The sequence below is a fragment of the Bifidobacterium sp. ESL0825 genome, from assembly GCF_052606465.1.
On the sequence record NZ_CP199589.1, the window covers coordinates 622999 to 638035 of the forward strand.

The 15037-nt window shown below is 61.3% G+C and carries 14 protein-coding genes; 5 read left to right on the forward strand and 9 right to left on the reverse strand.

Features of this window, described 5'->3' with window-relative positions; genetic code table 11:
• Positions 1-6 precede the first annotated feature (6 nt).
• The 5 genes from alaS to rpsD form a co-directional block, all read right to left on the reverse strand.
• Entirely contained in the window at positions 7-2688 is a 2682-nt protein-coding gene (gene alaS, locus ACUIAG_RS02740; protein ID WP_445340084.1) for an alanine--tRNA ligase, read from the reverse strand.
• A gap of 166 nt (positions 2689-2854) precedes the next feature.
• The gene (locus ACUIAG_RS02745; RefSeq protein ID WP_101432447.1) at positions 2855-3094 is read right to left on the reverse strand and encodes a hypothetical protein; all 240 of its coding nucleotides are present in this window, start codon (positions 3092-3094) and stop codon (positions 2855-2857) included.
• Positions 3094-3540 (reverse strand): DUF948 domain-containing protein, encoded by a 447-nt coding sequence (locus tag ACUIAG_RS02750; protein WP_445340085.1) that lies wholly within the window; start codon positions 3538-3540, stop codon positions 3094-3096. The genes ACUIAG_RS02745 and ACUIAG_RS02750 overlap by 1 nt, the downstream gene beginning before the upstream one ends.
• Before the next feature lie 92 nt (positions 3541-3632).
• Positions 3633-4301 (reverse strand): histidine phosphatase family protein, encoded by a 669-nt coding sequence (locus ACUIAG_RS02755; RefSeq protein ID WP_445340086.1) that lies wholly within the window; start codon positions 4299-4301, stop codon positions 3633-3635.
• 92 nt (positions 4302-4393) lie between these two features.
• Positions 4394-5020: a 30S ribosomal protein S4 gene (gene rpsD / locus ACUIAG_RS02760; protein ID WP_015021916.1), complete on the reverse strand. Its 627-nt coding sequence runs from the start codon at positions 5018-5020 to the stop codon at positions 4394-4396.
• 319 nt (positions 5021-5339) lie between these two features.
• On the opposite strand from rpsD, the gene ACUIAG_RS02765 reads away from it, so the two are divergent.
• The 3 genes from ACUIAG_RS02765 (at position 5340) to ACUIAG_RS02775 (ending at position 6825) form a co-directional block, all read left to right on the forward strand.
• Positions 5340-5789, forward strand: coding sequence for a hypothetical protein (locus ACUIAG_RS02765; RefSeq protein ID WP_445340087.1), 450 nt, complete (start codon positions 5340-5342; stop codon positions 5787-5789).
• A 173-nt stretch (positions 5790-5962) separates the two neighbouring features.
• Positions 5963-6097: a hypothetical protein gene (locus ACUIAG_RS02770; protein ID WP_445340088.1), complete on the forward strand. Its 135-nt coding sequence runs from the start codon at positions 5963-5965 to the stop codon at positions 6095-6097.
• Complete coding sequence (locus tag ACUIAG_RS02775) at positions 6088-6825, forward strand: MFS transporter (RefSeq protein WP_445340089.1); 738 nt, start codon at positions 6088-6090, stop codon at positions 6823-6825. Before ACUIAG_RS02770 ends, ACUIAG_RS02775 begins: the two co-directional genes overlap by 10 nt.
• A 15-nt stretch (positions 6826-6840) precedes the next feature.
• Here the strand turns inward: ACUIAG_RS02775 and ACUIAG_RS02780 are convergent, their stop codons facing one another.
• The 3 genes from ACUIAG_RS02780 to ACUIAG_RS02790 are packed head-to-tail and all read right to left on the reverse strand — an operon-like array spanning position 6841 to position 10357.
• Positions 6841-8178: an ABC transporter permease gene (locus ACUIAG_RS02780; RefSeq protein WP_445340090.1), complete on the reverse strand. Its 1338-nt coding sequence runs from the start codon at positions 8176-8178 to the stop codon at positions 6841-6843.
• Entirely contained in the window at positions 8165-9358 is a 1194-nt protein-coding gene (locus tag ACUIAG_RS02785; protein WP_445340091.1) for an ABC transporter permease, read from the reverse strand. The genes ACUIAG_RS02780 and ACUIAG_RS02785 overlap by 14 nt, the downstream gene beginning before the upstream one ends.
• Before the next feature lie 42 nt (positions 9359-9400).
• Complete coding sequence (locus ACUIAG_RS02790) at positions 9401-10357, reverse strand: ATP-binding cassette domain-containing protein (RefSeq protein WP_445340092.1); 957 nt, start codon at positions 10355-10357, stop codon at positions 9401-9403.
• 178 nt (positions 10358-10535) lie between these two features.
• On the opposite strand from ACUIAG_RS02790, the gene ACUIAG_RS02795 reads away from it, so the two are divergent.
• Together ACUIAG_RS02795 and ACUIAG_RS02800 are read left to right on the forward strand one after the other, a co-directional pair.
• On the forward strand, positions 10536-11771 hold the full coding sequence (locus ACUIAG_RS02795; RefSeq protein ID WP_445340093.1) for a sensor histidine kinase: 1236 nt from the start codon (positions 10536-10538) through the stop codon (positions 11769-11771).
• Positions 11768-12421 carry a response regulator gene (locus ACUIAG_RS02800; protein WP_445340094.1) on the forward strand — a complete coding sequence of 218 codons (654 nt, stop codon included), beginning with the start codon at positions 11768-11770 and terminating at the stop codon, positions 12419-12421. The genes ACUIAG_RS02795 and ACUIAG_RS02800 overlap by 4 nt, the downstream gene beginning before the upstream one ends.
• 51 nt (positions 12422-12472) lie before the next feature.
• Here ACUIAG_RS02800 and ACUIAG_RS02805 read toward each other — a convergent pair whose 3' ends face one another.
• A complete protein-coding gene (locus ACUIAG_RS02805; protein WP_445340095.1) occupies positions 12473-14977 on the reverse strand; it encodes a UvrD-helicase domain-containing protein in 2505 nt (834 codons plus the stop codon).
• Positions 14978-15037: the final 60 nt, after the last annotated feature.

The following is a 15037-nucleotide window of genomic DNA, read 5'->3' on the forward strand; positions in this document are numbered from 1 at the left end:
GAAAGCTCAGCCCTCTCGTACCTGATCACTCAGGGCCTTCAAGGCCCGATCAATAGCCGAGGCATCCTGACCGCCGCCCTGGGCGAAGTCAGGCTTGCCTCCTCCGCCGCCTCCCAGGACCTTGGAGGCTGTCCTGACCAGGTCGCCAGCCCTGAGGCCGCGATCACGGGCAGCCTGATTGGTGGCTACGAAGATGACAGGCTTGTCATCCTCGCTGACACCGGCCAGGGCGACTACCACAGGGTATTCCTCGCCCATGCGGGCCCGCAGGTCGGTCACCGTCTTGCGCAAGGCATCCACAGAACCGAAACGGCCCATATTCCGGGATGCGATCTTGACATCTTCCGGGGCATGCAGGGCCTGGTTGGCCAGTTCGGGCACGGCCTGGGCCATCTGCTGCTCATAGGTGGCCGCCAGTCGGCGGTCAGACTCCTTGAGCTTGGCCAGCAGGGCCGAGATCCTGGATTCCAGCTCATCGGGGCGGGCGTTGAGCTTGTCGGAGAGCTGGGAGACCAGAGCGTGCTCACGGGCGTTGTACTCGTAAGCCCCCTGGCCCACTACAGCATCGACACGACGGACGCCGGTGCCCACGGAGGCCTCGGACATGATGGAGACCGCACCGATCTTGCCCACGTGATCCACATGGGTTCCCCCGCAGAGCTCACGGCTCCAGCCATCCTCGCCTATGGAGACCACACGGACCACGTCGCCGTACTTCTCCCCGAACAGGTGCATGGCGCCCAGGGCGATGGCATCGTCGTACTTCATCTCCTGCGCGGTCACAGCCAGGTTGTCGCGCAACCGGTCGTTGACGCGTGCTTCCACCGCATCCATGGCCTGGCGGCTGGGGGCCTGCGACCACTGGAAGTCAAAGCGGAGCCTGTTGGGCGCATCCTCGGAGCCGCGCTGCGTGGCCTGGGGACCCAATTCCTCGCGCAGGGCCTTGTGGACCATGTGCGTGGCCGTGTGCGAGCGGGCAATGGCGCCGCGCCGGTTCCGGTCGATGTTGGCCGTGACCTTGGCCTGCAGGGTCAGTGTTCCCTCGGTCAGGCGGCAGCGGTGGATGGTCAGCCCTTTGATGGGCTTCTGCACGTCATCCACCTCCAGGACGGCCCCATCGTCGGTCAGGATCTCCCCCTGGTCGGCCAGCTGACCGCCTGCCTCGGCGTAGAAGGGCGAACGGTCCAGAATCACCTCGACCTGGGCAGGGGCCTTGACGGCCGGAACCGCTCCCTTGCCCTCCTGGATGATGCCCAGGACGGTCGAGCGGCTGGAAAAGTCGGTGTAGCCCAGGAAGACCTGAGGCTCTTTCAGGCTCTTGCGCATATCGTCGTAGACGCTCAGGTCCACGTTGTGCCGCTTCTTCATGGCATCGGCGCGGGCCCTGGACTTCTGCTCGTTCATGAGCTTCCGGAACTCGTCCTGATCCACCTTGACGCCCTGCTCGGCGGCCATCTCCAAGGTCAGCTCAATGGGGAAGCCGTAAGTGTCATGCAGGGTGAAGGCATCCTTGCCGGAGACCTCGGGATCGCCCTTGCCCTTCTTGGCCTTGTTGACGGCCGTATCCAGAATGGTGGTCCCCTTGTCCAGGGTCCGGCGGAAGGCCAGCTCCTCGCCATAGGCCGACTCGGCCACCTCGGAGAAGGTGTCGTTGAGCTCAGGGTAGCTGGGGGCCATGGCCTCCTTGGAGACCGGGAAGAGCTGTGGCAGAACCTCCTGGTCCACCCCCAGCATCTTCATGGAGCGGATGGTCCGGCGCAGCAGACGGCGCAGCACATAGCCGCGGCCGACGTTGCTGGGGCGGACGCCGTCGCTCATGATCATCAGGGCCGAACGGACATGGTCGGCCACCACGCGGAAGCGCACGTCATCCTGGGCGTCGTCGCCGTAGTGCCGGCCAGACAGGCCCTCGGCAGCCTGGATGACGGGGTAGACCTCGTCGGTCTCATAGATGTTCTGCTTGCCCTGAAGCAGGTAGGCCAGGCGCTCCAGCCCGGCGCCGGTGTCGATGTTCTTGTGCTCCAGCTCGCCTACGATGTGCAGGTCGGTCTTGGAGCGGACGTTGTCCACCTCGTAGTTTTCGAAGACCAGATCCCAGATCTCGATGTACCGGTTCTCGTCTGCCGAGGGGCCGCCCTCCTTGCCGTAGGCAGGGCCGCGGTCCACGTAAATTTCGGAGCAGGGACCGCCAGGGCCGGGGCCGCCAGTAGTCCAGAAGTTGTCCTCCATGCCCAGGATCTCCATGTGCTCGGGGTCAAAGCCCTCGTTCTTCCACAGGGAGCGGGCCTCTTCGTCATCGGTGTAGGTGGTCACCCAGATCGTATCGGGGTCGAAGCCGTAGCCGCCCTGGTCCTGCGGCTTGGTCAGCAGGTCCCAGGCGTAGTGGATGGCCTCCTCCTTGAAGTAGTCTCCGAAGGAGAAGTTGCCCAGCATCTGGAAGAAGGTGCCGTGACGGGTGGTCTTGCCCACCTCGTCGATGTCCAGGGTGCGCACGCACTTCTGGTTGCTGGCCATCCGGCTCCTGGGCGGGGTCTGCTCCCCCAGCAGGTAGGGGATGAAGGGAACCATGCCGGCGATGGTGAAGAGCGTGGTGGGATTGGGCGAGATCAGGGAGGCGGAGGGAACCACCAGATGATCCTTGCCCTGGAAATAATCGAGGAAACGCTTGGCGATTTCCGATGTGCGCATGCTGCTTCTGCTCCTTCAGACCCGGTGAACGCCGACGGGATTGCGGGTTGTCCAAATGACTCGGTTGTCCGGGGCGCGAACAGATCGCCCGCGCTCCGGACTCATAGCTGAATACGGTGATTTTACACCGGCCAGGCGCATCTGTCCTGGCCTGTCCGCCCCAGGCTCAGCCCTGGAAACGGTCCAGATAGCGGCGGTCCAGCTCCTCCTGCCGCTGGTGCATTGTCTGGGTGAACTGGCGCACCAGGCCGGACAGGGTCCGTGAGGCCACCTGGTCCTGGTCCTCGCCCAGCACGAATTCCCTCGCACGCTTGGGGGTGTTGGCCCTCACATAGGCCTCGGCCTTGGTCACCAGGACCACGCCTGCCGTGACTCCCAGCCCCATCCAGAAGATCCGTTTGAACATCAGCGGGTCCTCCCCTCGTTCCCTTGGCCGTCATTGGCCTTTTGTGCGGTGGTATTTGGTGCGGTGGAGGGCTTGGATTCGGAGCTGTTGCGGCCTCCTGAAAGGAATGACGAGATCGTCTTGCGCAGGGCGTAGAAGAAGGCCGCCACTTTGATGACCGGCTTGCCCAGCATTGATCCGTACAGATCAGTCAAGGCGCCAACGTTGCCTGCCGTGGTCGAAGCCGCTGCGGAGATGCGATTGACGTCAGTCAGGGTCTGGTTGAGCTGGGTGACCGTGCTGGTGGACTCGTCCAGGGTGGGCACCACATGGTCGCCCGCCTGCTTGATGGTCTGCGCCAGCTGATCGAAGAGCTTCCCCAGACGAATCAGGGGATAGATCAGAAACCCCGCCAGGATAGCGAAGGCAATGGCCGCTATCAGGCCGGCAATCTGTCCTACGTCCATCTGCTACCTCTCTTCCATAGGTACGATACTGGGGACAAGGCTAGCACGCGCCGTCTATCAGTCCAGGCCATGACTGGCCTATTGAAGCCGGTTCATTGATTGAAGGATCGAACCTGGAGGGCCCGCTCAAAGGGAGTCTCCGTATCGAAGTCGAATATGGTGACACTTCCATTGCTCGGGCGACTGCTGGTGTCGTAACGCCCGCCGCCGAAGCGGTTGACCAGACTGAGCAAGGTGTTGCCGTGCGAGATCAGCAGGACGCGGTCGCCATTCTTCAGATGCGGGTCGGCGGCGATCAGGGCGAATCCGCCGGCAATGCGCGTCCAGTACTCGCTGTCGGACTCGGCATCGCCAAAGGGATCGGCCTGCTTGAGGAAGTCCCTGGTGGCGGCCAGTCCGAAACGATCCACGATCTGCTGGTAGGTGCCTGCTCCATGGGGCGCGCCTGCAGCCCACCAGGCCATGGCCATATCCTGCCCCTCGAAGTAGCCATAGAACTGCTCGCGGAAGTGACTGTCGCTGACCGGTTCGGGCTTCTTCTCCGACTGGTTCTGGGCCAGGATCCTACGGACTGTCTCCTGGGCGCGTGTGGTGTCCGAGCAGTAGGCGGCCGCAAAGCTCACCTTGCTCAATTTTTGGCCCGCGCGATCGGCATCCTCCAGCCCCGATGAGGTCAGGGGTGAGTTGGACCAGCCCTGAAGACGGTTGTAGCGGTTGAAATAGGTCTGCCCATGGCGGACGGCATACAGATGGAGCAACATGCCCCCATTATCCCACTTACAATCCGGCAGGGGTGGCAGATCCTGGCATGCAAAGGGCCCCGGACGAACCGGGGCCCCAAAGTTCCTGGTGGTCAGCGAGCGTAGAACTCGACCACGTACTGAATGTTGATCTGAACCGGGATCTCCTCCGGCTCAGGCTTGCGGACCAGGCTGGCCTTCAGAGAGGCCAGGTCCACGTCCAGGTAGCCGGGGACTGCGGGCAGCACATCCCGGTGGACGCCTTCGGCAGCGATCTGGAAGGGTACCATGGTCTGGCTCTTGGGCTTGACCTGGATGGTCTGGCCGGGCTTGACCCTGTAGGAGGGACGATCCACGATGTTGCCGTCGACCAGGATGTGGCGGTGAACCACGTACTGACGGGCCTGGGCGGTGGTGCGGGCGATGCCGGCGCGCAGGACCAGGTTGTCCAGGCGGCACTCCAGCTCGCGGAGCATGGCGGCACCGGTCTGGCCGGACTCGTGGGTGCCCCGCTCATAGGCGGCGCGCAGCTGCTTCTCGGAGACGCCGTACTGGGCGCGCAGCCTCTGCTTCTCCCGCAGACGGACGGCGTAGTCGGACTCGGTGCGTCGGCGGCTGCGGCCGTGCTCACCGGGACCATAGGGGCGCTTCTCGAACAGGCGCTGGGCCTTGGGGGTCAGGGCGATGCCCAGAGCGCGGGACAGGCGGACCTGGCGACGCGCACGCTGAATGTTAGTCATTGATGCAATCCTTACTATTGCTTCTGTCGTTATCTGAACGAAGACGGCCGGAACCGTCGAGTCAGGCCTCTCCAATGCTTCACCGTGCCAAGCACGAACGACCTTGCGGCCGCCGACCCATTGATGGGCTGAGACTCCAGATAGGTTCGCGCACAACCGCGCAAACCAAGTGTTTATTAAACCACATGTGGCCGACCGACGGCAGTGCGTATGTTGTGACATATTCATACCAACGGTCGGCATGATACTAAACCCAAATGGCAGACTCCCCCAACCGATCAACGACAACTCGTCTCAGCGACCGGAAAGGAAGACGATCATGGCCCGCAACGCATACCCTGAGCTGACGCAGGAACGAATCATCCAAGCCGCCACCGAGCTCTTCTCCCCCAGGCGAGCGCAAAAGAGACTGGAGGCCGCGAATCTGATGTTCCGCAAATTCAACCCAAAGGCCAATCCCAAGATGATCGGCATGGAATTCACCGCCCTGGTGGATGAGCGGGACGACTTCGTCGACCTAATCACACAGGGCAACCAGGACGGCTCACTGCATGTGGACCAGGTCGAACAAGCGGCGGAGATCATCCGCCTGCTGGCCAACATGTGGCTGCTGCCCTTCTTTCGCCAGAGAACACAGGCGGAGCTGCGCACCAGAGCCGCCTGTTTCTTCTCGATCATGCAGGGCCTGGGCATCCCCCTGCAGGACCAGGGATTCTCCGACCTGCTCGCATCCTTCGGCACCGACGCCCAAGGCGAAGCCGGGATATGAGCTCGCCCGATCAGGCCCAAACCTCAAGCAAAGGACTGCTGACACCGCCATTCATTGCTCTTCTGACGACTGAGATTCTCTCCAATCTAGGGCAGGACATGTTTGGTCTTCGCGCTTCCGCTTCACCTGCCCAACATCTCAGGATCCGCATCCCTCTATGATCCCTCTATGGCATGGCCTCCGCTCTGGTCGTCCTTCCATCCATATTCCTGATCCCCCTGGGCGGAGCTCTGGCCGACCGGCTGCACAAGCAGTCCACCATGGCGGTGCTGGACATTCTGTCAGCGTTGACTACATCATGCAGGTAGTCGGGGTTTCCGCCCTGGCCTGCCTTCTGTCGGCTGCCTGGATCAGGATCGCCGTCAGAATTCCCGAACCAGCACAAAGCCACTTCCAAGGCCCAAAAGCACTGGTGAGCCATCTGGCTGCGGACACGAAAGAGGCTGCACAATTTCTGGTCAGGCATGGCAACTTCAAAGTGGTCATAGGACTCAGCCTGGCGGCCAATCTGATCTTTGCCTCCTACGTCAACGTGGCCATGCCCTATATGGTCACTCGCACGCTGGGCCTGAGCAATGCCATGCAGGGGCTGGCCGAAGGAATACTTGCCTGCGGAATCCTGCTTGGAGCCATTCTGGTATCCATCCGTCCAGCCTGGTGCCATCTGCGACGGATACCCATGTTGCTCTCGGGCAGCGCCCTGGTTCTCCTTCCCATTGCAGCAGAACTGCTTTTGCATTTGCCTACATATGCCCTCTTCGCCCTGGTAGCCGGATGCATGGCTCTGGCTGCGGGAATGGTGCAGACGGTCAACATCACTTCCCTGTCCTATGAACAGATTCACACCCCCGCAAGGCTGATAGGCAAGGTAATAGGACTGACCAACAGCTTGTGCATGTGCGCGATCCCGCTGGGACAGGCCGCTTTCGGGCCGCTGATCGACCACTGCCCTATGACCCTGATCATCACCGAGGTGGTCATGGTGACACTGCTGACATGTCTGATTGCCAGGATGGCCATGAAACCGGACGAATGACTGGCAAATCAGGCATCAGCCGATCATACTGGGGTCGGAGCTGACAGGAGCGACCAGGGTGGCCCGGGTGCGTGTCAGGCGTGAGACCATAAGGCCGACACAGGCATAAGCCAGCGTAAACAAGGCAACCACGGTCAGCGGAAGGCCCCAGGAGGCCAGACCTGCTGCGCTCGAATCCATGATTGATTGGACTGCAGTGTTGTACCACCAGCCCGGCGTCAGTTTGCCGATCGTCTGCATGACCGGAGGCAGGGGGCCGCCGGAACTCGACCCGGAGGTGAACATAACCACCAGGCCGAAGGTGACCCCGACGGAGTTTATGAGCGAAGAAGAAGGATTGAACTGAGCAAGCATGAATCCAAAGGATGCCGCCGATACAGCGAATACCAGCATGACGAAAAAGCTCAGCAGCACCCTCCCCCAGCCAAGGGAAGCCAAGGACACCCCCGATGCCGCCATGCTGAAGGCAACGAGTGCCACGTAGTATACCCAGGAGAAGCCTGCCAGGATGAGGACTGCCGTGAGCTCCTGTCCATTCAGGCTGCTTGACCGCTCTGGAGAGGCAAGCAGGCGTCGATGTCGGTCAGGAGAACTGAAGGCTCCGAAGAGCGTGGCAACGCAGACCGTCAGCGCTGTCATCAAGGGAAAGGCGGCCAGGCCGACTGTCGTAGCGAAGCCTTTCAACAAAGCTCCATGGTTATCAGTCTTGGGGCTGGCATGGATGCCCATATGTGGCTGGTTGCCGGCATAGTGTGCCACTGCATAGGCAGCCGCATCCTTGACCGCCGCAGATGAATGCAGCTCCATCGAACCTTTTTGGCCTAGACCCGTAAGCAAGGCAGTACGAAGAGCATCAAAATAACTGTCCACCTGCAATTGTGCCAGACTGCCGCGGCTGGAATTATAGGAGGCAGCCGTTTCAACTTTAGGAAAACTCGGTGTCTTACCGCCGCTGTGAGCTTGGGCAGCAGTGTCGTCAAGCGCATCAAGGAACCGGTTGCCATATCCGGCTGGGATGATAACGGTCAAATCGCTTTTACCGGATACATTGGCGTCCTGCAGGGCTTGAGGCTCATCTTTGACTGTCACCAATTGGGCCGACTTGCCCAGATACTGCTCCAGACCCTGGCCCATCGCGCAACCAGCCTGGTTATCGCAGTCTCGGTTGATGACGACTATTTTCGCCTGCGCAGGTTCAAAGCGACCAACCGAGCTTGAGGTATTGGCACGTACCGCGGCCTGCATGTTCGCGGAACCGATGACAATCATGATCAGGCTCATGCCCACTAGATACAGGAGGAGGTAGAACTTATGCGCCCAGATGACGCGCAGTGCTGTTTTACAAGTATTCATACCGTTGTTTCCTTAGGAGCAGACCGCAGATAGCCAGAAAGACGGTGGCCATGATGGCCAGGATGCCGCAGGTGCGGGCGAAGGGTGCCAGGCTGTCGTAGTAGACGATGTCGTAGAAAAGGTTGGAGACCTGCTTGACGGGGTTGAGCAGGTGAAGAATAGGAGCATGCTCCTGGATGGCATTGTTCAGGTCCATGGCCAGGCTGCCGTAGAGACCGATAAAGGCACTCAGCGTGCAGTCGATCCCTATGACCAGGCCAACCTTCGTTTCGGTGGGGAGTTTGGGAATCGCGCCCATCATAGAACCAAAAGCGGTAGCCATAAAGGTGCCCACAGCGATGGCTATGAGGGCCATCGGGTCACGACTACCGGTTTGCACTCCACAGACTGTGCGGACGAAGATGTAGGCAACCAGTAGGCTGACTGCGGAGAAGAGCCAGGAGGCCAGAAAGGCGCCCGCTGCCTGCCGCCACTTGGGGCTGGGAGAACTGGCACGTCGGGCTCCCAAGGCTGAAAGGTTGGGCTGGGTCCTGGCTATCATCTCGGCTGCGGTGCTGGCACCGATAAGGCAGGCCATAGCGAGCACGGCGAAGAAGTAGGGCGCGGTCATAGAAGGGTGGATGTGCGTCAGGCGGATTTGCTTGGTGTAGGTCGGTCCGCCGGATTGCAACAGAATTTGATTGCTTGGTGAAGCCATGGCTGCCCTTGCGGAGTTGGCTTGGTTGAAACTGCCCAGCGAGGCGGACAGAATGGAGACCGCTATGCCTTCTGAGGCAGTTGCATCGGATTGGATGCTGGCGGCTTCGCGGTCGGACAGGACCATGTTGACCAGTCCGTCAGAGCCCGCGTACAGGTAACCAATATCCTTCCGGCTATCCAGACGCGTGTTCGCTTCCTCCCTGGAAGCCACTGTCGTCGGGATAAGCAGCTGAGTGTCGTCGGACCCAGCCTTGGGCTTCTTCGATAGCGATGAGACCAGTTCGTCAGCACCTGGGCTGGCTTTCCAGTTGGCATCCGAGACTATGGCGAAGTGCTGTGCCTCGGCAGTGTAACTGTCTTGCAGGTTGCCCATGATGCCCAGCATCAGAGCGGCCAGAATGACCGGGAATGCCAGGACCCAGAAGAGGGAGGAGGTGTTGCGTATCGAGGTCTTGACGTTGATCAGGAATGAGTTCCACATGGATAGGTGCTCCTTTACGGCAATCGAGCCTATAGACCGCGCTCAGTCGCGCAGTTCCTTGCCGGTCAGTTCCAGGAACACGTCGTTCAGGGATGGCGGACGGCTGGTCAGATGGCCGTAGCTGGTCTGGGTGGATTCCAGGACCGTCAGCACGTCCTGCAGGTTGTGCTCGCCCTGCCGGCAGTGGATGACCAGCTCCTTGCCGTCATAGTCGGCGGATTGGGCCAGGGGCAGGGCACGGATCCGGGCCAGCGTGGAATCCTGCAGGTCCAGTGTCTCGACGGTGACCTGCTCGCCGGCCTGGACCATGCCCTTGAGCTCTTCGGCAGTGCCCAGGGCGATCTGACGGCCGTGGTCCATGATCATGATGCGCGTGCAGATCTGCTCCACCTCCTCCATGTAATGGCTGGTGTAGACCACGGTGGCCCCTTGGGCGTTCAGCCGTTCGATGCCCTCCAGGATGGCGTTGCGGCTCTGGGGGTCCACGGCGACGGTGGGCTCGTCAAAGAAGATGAGGTCCGGCTGGTGGGCGATGCCGCAGGCGATGTTGAGTCTGCGCAGCAGACCGCCCGACAGTTTGCCGGGTCGGAACTTGCGGAATTCGCCCAGCCCCACGAAGTCGATGGCCTGCTCTACCAGCTCCCTGCGTTCAACCTTCCTGGGCACATAGAGGGAGCAGAAATAGTCGATGTTCTCCTGCACGCTCAGTTCGTTGAAGACGGCCACATTCTGTGGAACCACGCCGATATGGCTTTTCAGGTCGTAGGAGGTCGGGGTCATCTCCTGCCCGAATATGCGAACCGTCCCCGATTCGTAGCTGAGCAGTGCCAGGATGCAGTTGATGGCGGTTGACTTGCCTGAACCATTGGGGCCAAGCAGTCCGAATACCTCACCACGACCGACTTCCATGTCGAAGTGGTCCAAGGCCACCATGTCACCGTAGCGCTTCACCAATGCGCTGACCTTCAAGGCCGGCTCTTGCTCACGTGAACTGTTCATGATTCCATCATCCCAGCTACGGCTGGCCCAACACCGTGACAGCCGTCATCAATGTTGTGGATGGTCGAATCAGATCTATGACATTTGTCATGGGTGCTCCCGCATGCGGATAGACGCAGGAAGGGGTAGCCCGACAATTACTATTTGAGACAACAGGGCAACGGGCGAGGAGACATTCATGGGCAGGATAGCTGGCTGGCTGGTCCTGCTTGGTCTGGGGACCTTATGCGGATCATGGTATGGTTCAGGGGTTTCAGCAACCCTGATCGCCGGCCTCCTGGCCTCTCTAGCCGCAGGAGCCCTGTGTGAATGGCTGCTGCCGGCGCCAGGTTCCGTGTGGAGTGGTGCACTGGTGTCGCTTTTGGCAACGTTCATGCCAGTCTGGCTTTTCTTCTTGCCGGCTCTGGCCTTCGAGGCGGGGGTTGGACTCAGAACCATGGTTCCGGCTACCGGATCAGCCGACATGAAAGACACCCAGGCCAAGGACTCTGTGCTGGCCTCCCTCAGACTGCTCTTGGCCTTGCTGCCGGCATTCTTTTGGCTGATACCTGCCATCACTGACCTCGTACTGTTCAGAGGCCTCACCCAACGCTATGCGCTGCTTGCTTTGTTGACATCAGCACTGACGCAAGGCGGCGGACTGGCATGTGCGCACTTGGCCGCTGTTAAGTGTCGTGTATGGCGGATTGAAGACACCGAGCGCTACCGGATTCGCCAATTGCATGGCCGCATCAACGACATGGACGAGGAGCGGGCCCAGGCGACCCGAATGGCGCACTTATCCGAGCGGACCCGGATCGCTCGGGATATTCATGACAATGTGGGTCACCTGCTCACCCGAGCCATCATGCAGATCCAGGCTGGCCGGGTGGTTGCGCAGAGCAAGGGCGATCAGAGTACCGAGCAGATACTGGACGATGTCGGCAAGACCCTGGATGAGGCCATGACCACAATCCGTCGTTCGGTGCATGACTTGGAAGATGAAGGCACCGACTTCGCATCCCAGATGGAGGATGCCAGCTCCGAGGCTTCTATGGGGCGGCTGAAGGTCGATCTGAACAACGGCATTGAGACAGCGCCTGCACCAGTGTGCCGTTGCCTGGCCACCATTGTTCGCGAGGCCATTACAAATACGATCCGCCATTCTTCAGCCAGGTCGGCGCAGGTCATTCTGCGCGACCTCCCTGCCTTCTGGCAGATGGTGGTGCAGGACGACGGCGGGTCTCAGCAGCTGCAGCCTGACAGCCGCGGCATGGGGCTGGCCGATATGGAGGCCAGGGCCAGGGCCTTGGGCGGCACGGCCAACAGCGGCCCCAACCGACAAGGATGGAAGGTTTTCGTATCCTTGCCTAAAGAACCCTGGTCTAACCGCAGCACAGCTGAGCATGTAGAGGATAGGAAGGTCATGGCATGAAAGTCGCTATCGCTGATGACGATCCGATCGTCTGCTCGTCCCTGTCAACGATTTTGACGGCAACCGGTACTGCAGACGTGATCTGGACAGCCAATGACGGCCAGTCAGCCCTGGATTGTTTCCAAGCGACTGGTGGCAGGCCTGACGTGCTGCTGCTCGATGTACAGATGCCTGGCATGGACGGCCTGGAGGCGGCGGAGCGCATCATCGCCGTGGATCCGGCTGCTCGGGTGCTCTTTCTGACCACCTTTGCAGACAAGGAGTACATTTCCCGCGCCCTGGCCTTGGGTGCCAAGGGGTATGTGATCAAGCAGGACGTGGCCTCAGTGGTGCCGGCCCTCCAAGCCGTCATGGCAGGGCAGACGGTTCTTGGAGCTGAGGCCGTGGCTAACCTGTCACTTGGGAAGCAGGAGGAGCAGACGCGAAAGGACCCAGCTGAGCCTGCTCCCCGGCGCTTCCAAACCCTGACTGACCGCGAACGTGAAATAGTCGCTCTGGTGGCCGACGGCCTCGATAACCAGGCCATCGCCAGGCGTCTCTATCTCAGCGAAGGCACCGTCCGCAATCACATCTCCGCCATCCTGGCCAAGACCAACCTGGCCAACCGCACCCAGCTCGCTGTGGAATGGCTGTCCTCGCAAAAGTCATGAGCGCATAGATTCTGCGTTTTCGTCCCTAGACAGCCCCCGAGTCTCGATCCTTCAGAGCTTTTCGATCGGCGCCAAGCGCAGCATCAGCCGCTTGGTCCCCTCGGAACCGAAGTCCACAGTCAGGACCGAGTTGTGACCCTTGTCCTGAATGTCGACCACCTTGCCCAGGCCATACTGGTCGTGGGCAACCCTGTCACCCAGGGAGAAGTCCTGAATGGACAGGCCGTTCGACTTGGGCTGGACCGAGGCCCTGCCAGCGTGCGAGGTTGACGACGGGCTTGTCGTGCTCCGCCGGGTCGTGACCCTTCCATTTCTGGAGGAGGAGCCGAACGACCGCTGCGAGGAGGCCCGCGAGCGCCCGTACCCATTGCGGGAAGAGCCGAAGCCGGAGCCGAACCCGCCGAATGAACGATGACCGAATGCACGGCCGTCGCTTTCATCCTCGAAGCCGCCGAATTCGTCCTCGTCGTCACCCAGGTCCCAGCCTGCGCGCATCCGCTCGTTGCCGGCCTGCCGACGCTTCCAGTCGATCAGATCATCAGGGATGTCATCCAGGAACTGGCTGGGCAGCATCTCATTGACCTGCCCCCACTGTGAGCGGACGGCCGCCCGGGTCAGGTAAAGACGCCGCTTGGCACGGGTCACGCCCACATATGCCAGTCGACGCTCCTCCTGCATCTCATCGGTATCCTCCAGGCAGCGGGAGTGCGGGAAGGTTCCCTGCTCCATGCCGGTCAGGAAGACCACCGGATACTCCAGGCCCTTGGCCGTGTGCAGGGTCATCAGCGTCACCTTGCCCGAGTCGTCGCCCAGGCCCGGCAGCTGGTCCGAGTCGGCCACCAGTGCCGTGGTCTCCAGAAAGCCCGCCAGCGTCGCGTCGGGGGTCTTCTGCTCGAACTCGGCGGCCACTGACTGCAGCTGGCCAAGGTTCTCCAGCCGGGAGGCATCCTGCGGGTCGACCGACTTGCGCAGCTCGTCCAGCATGCCGGATTCCTCCAGAACCTTCTCAACAATCTGGGATGGTTTGGTATCGTGCTCTGCGGCAAAGTCGGTCAGGGAGGTGATCAGATCCCTGAAGGCCTTCATCCGCTTGACCATCAGCGTGGAGGCCCCGGGCACCTCCTCGATATGCTGCACCCCCTCCCAGAAGGAGACCTGATGCAGATCCGCATAGGAGGTCGCCGCCGCCTCGGCACGTGCGGCCAGGCCCCGCTTGGGCACGTTGAGTATCCGTCGCATATTCACATCGTCCTGGGGATTGGCGATGGCGTGCAGGTAGGCCAGGGCGTCCTTGATCTCCTTGCGCTCGTAGAAGCGGGTCCCGCCCACCAGCTGATAGGGCAGGCCGGCGTTGATCAGCCCCTCCTCCAGGGCGCGGGACTGGGCGTTGGCCCGGTACATGATGGCCATGTCGGAGTATGGAATGCCCTCCTCGCTGCGCAACCGGGCGATCTCGGTGGCGATCCAGGCGGCCTCCTGCTGGGCGTTGTCGGCTGCATAGCCCACGATGGGCTCCCCCTTGCCCAGGGCTGTCCAGAGCTTTTTGGGCTTGCGGCCCTCGTTCTTGACGATGATGGCATTGGCCGCATCCAGAATGGTCTGGGTGGAACGGTAGTTCTGCTCCAGGAGGATGGTCCGGGCTCCGGGGAAGTCCTTCTCGAAGTCCCTGATGTTGCTGATGTCAGCCCCTCGGAAGGCATAGATGGACTGATCCGAATCGCCCACCACGGTGATCCAGGCCTGGTCCTGCTTGTCGGCATCGGCACCGGCCAGCTCGCGCATGAGCACATACTGGGCATGGTTGGTGTCCTGGTACTCGTCCACCAGCACGTAGCGGAAGCGATGGTGGTAATACTGGGCCACCATTGGGGACTGCTGGAGCAGCTGGACCGTGCGTACGATCAGATCGTCGAAGTCGACCGCGTTGGCCTGAGCCAGCCGATGCTCGTACTCGGCGTAGACCACGGAGTAGAGCTCCTCCTCGTTGCCGAAGCGGGCGGTGATCTGCTGGCCGCGCTGCCCGGGCCGGTAGTCAGGGGCATACTCCTGCAGCTGTGTACGCCAATCCTGCAGGTTGTTCTTGTAGTCGGATATGCGGCTCAAAATGTTTCTGGGGGTGTAGCGCTTCAGATCGATGTTGAGATCCTTGCCGATCAGTTTGATCAGGCGTTCGGAATCGGCCGTGTCATAGATGGTGAAGCCTGATCGCAGGCCGATCTCCTTGCCATCCCGCCTCAGGATGCGCACGCAGGCCGAGTGGAAGGTGGACACCCACATGCGATCGGCCACGGGCCCGATCAGCCTGCGCAGACGTTCACGCATCTCAGAGGCCGCCTTGTTGGTGAAGGTGATGGCCAGGATCTGGCTGGGCCAGGCGCCGAACTGACTGAGGATCCAGGCGATTCTGCGGGTCAGCACCCTGGTCTTGCCCGAGCCTGCGCCTGCTCCGATCAGCAGGGCCGGGCCCTGGTATTGAACCGCCTCGGCCTGACGATCATTGAGCCCCTTGAGCAGCTCCTTGGCGCTGCGCTGGATCAAGTCCGGTTCCTCGTTCACAAGCCACCTCTTGCCATCTGGTCTCGGTCACCGTCTCAGGCCGGATGGCGCACACCCGGC

Excerpts from the sequence above, each read along its gene's own strand:
- ACUIAG_RS02770 (WP_445340088.1), top strand. The coding sequence starts at position 5,963 with ATGGCCTCCGCTCTGGTCGTCCTTCCATCCATATTCCTGATCCCCCTG.
- rpsD (WP_015021916.1), bottom strand. The coding sequence starts at position 5,020 with ATGACTAACATTCAGCGTGCGCGTCGCCAGGTCCGCCTGTCCCGCGCT.
- ACUIAG_RS02765 (WP_445340087.1), top strand. The coding sequence starts at position 5,340 with ATGGCCCGCAACGCATACCCTGAGCTGACGCAGGAACGAATCATCCAA.
- ACUIAG_RS02755 (WP_445340086.1), bottom strand. The coding sequence starts at position 4,301 with ATGTTGCTCCATCTGTATGCCGTCCGCCATGGGCAGACCTATTTCAAC.
- ACUIAG_RS02745 (WP_101432447.1), bottom strand. The coding sequence starts at position 3,094 with ATGTTCAAACGGATCTTCTGGATGGGGCTGGGAGTCACGGCAGGCGTG.
- ACUIAG_RS02780 (WP_445340090.1), bottom strand. The coding sequence starts at position 8,178 with ATGAATACTTGTAAAACAGCACTGCGCGTCATCTGGGCGCATAAGTTC.
- ACUIAG_RS02790 (WP_445340092.1), bottom strand. The coding sequence starts at position 10,357 with ATGAACAGTTCACGTGAGCAAGAGCCGGCCTTGAAGGTCAGCGCATTG.
- ACUIAG_RS02775 (WP_445340089.1), top strand. The coding sequence starts at position 6,088 with ATGCAGGTAGTCGGGGTTTCCGCCCTGGCCTGCCTTCTGTCGGCTGCC.
- ACUIAG_RS02785 (WP_445340091.1), bottom strand. The coding sequence starts at position 9,358 with ATGTGGAACTCATTCCTGATCAACGTCAAGACCTCGATACGCAACACC.
- ACUIAG_RS02800 (WP_445340094.1), top strand. The coding sequence starts at position 11,768 with ATGAAAGTCGCTATCGCTGATGACGATCCGATCGTCTGCTCGTCCCTG.
- ACUIAG_RS02750 (WP_445340085.1), bottom strand. The coding sequence starts at position 3,540 with ATGGACGTAGGACAGATTGCCGGCCTGATAGCGGCCATTGCCTTCGCT.
- ACUIAG_RS02795 (WP_445340093.1), top strand. The coding sequence starts at position 10,536 with ATGGGCAGGATAGCTGGCTGGCTGGTCCTGCTTGGTCTGGGGACCTTA.
- alaS (WP_445340084.1), bottom strand. The coding sequence starts at position 2,688 with ATGCGCACATCGGAAATCGCCAAGCGTTTCCTCGATTATTTCCAGGGC.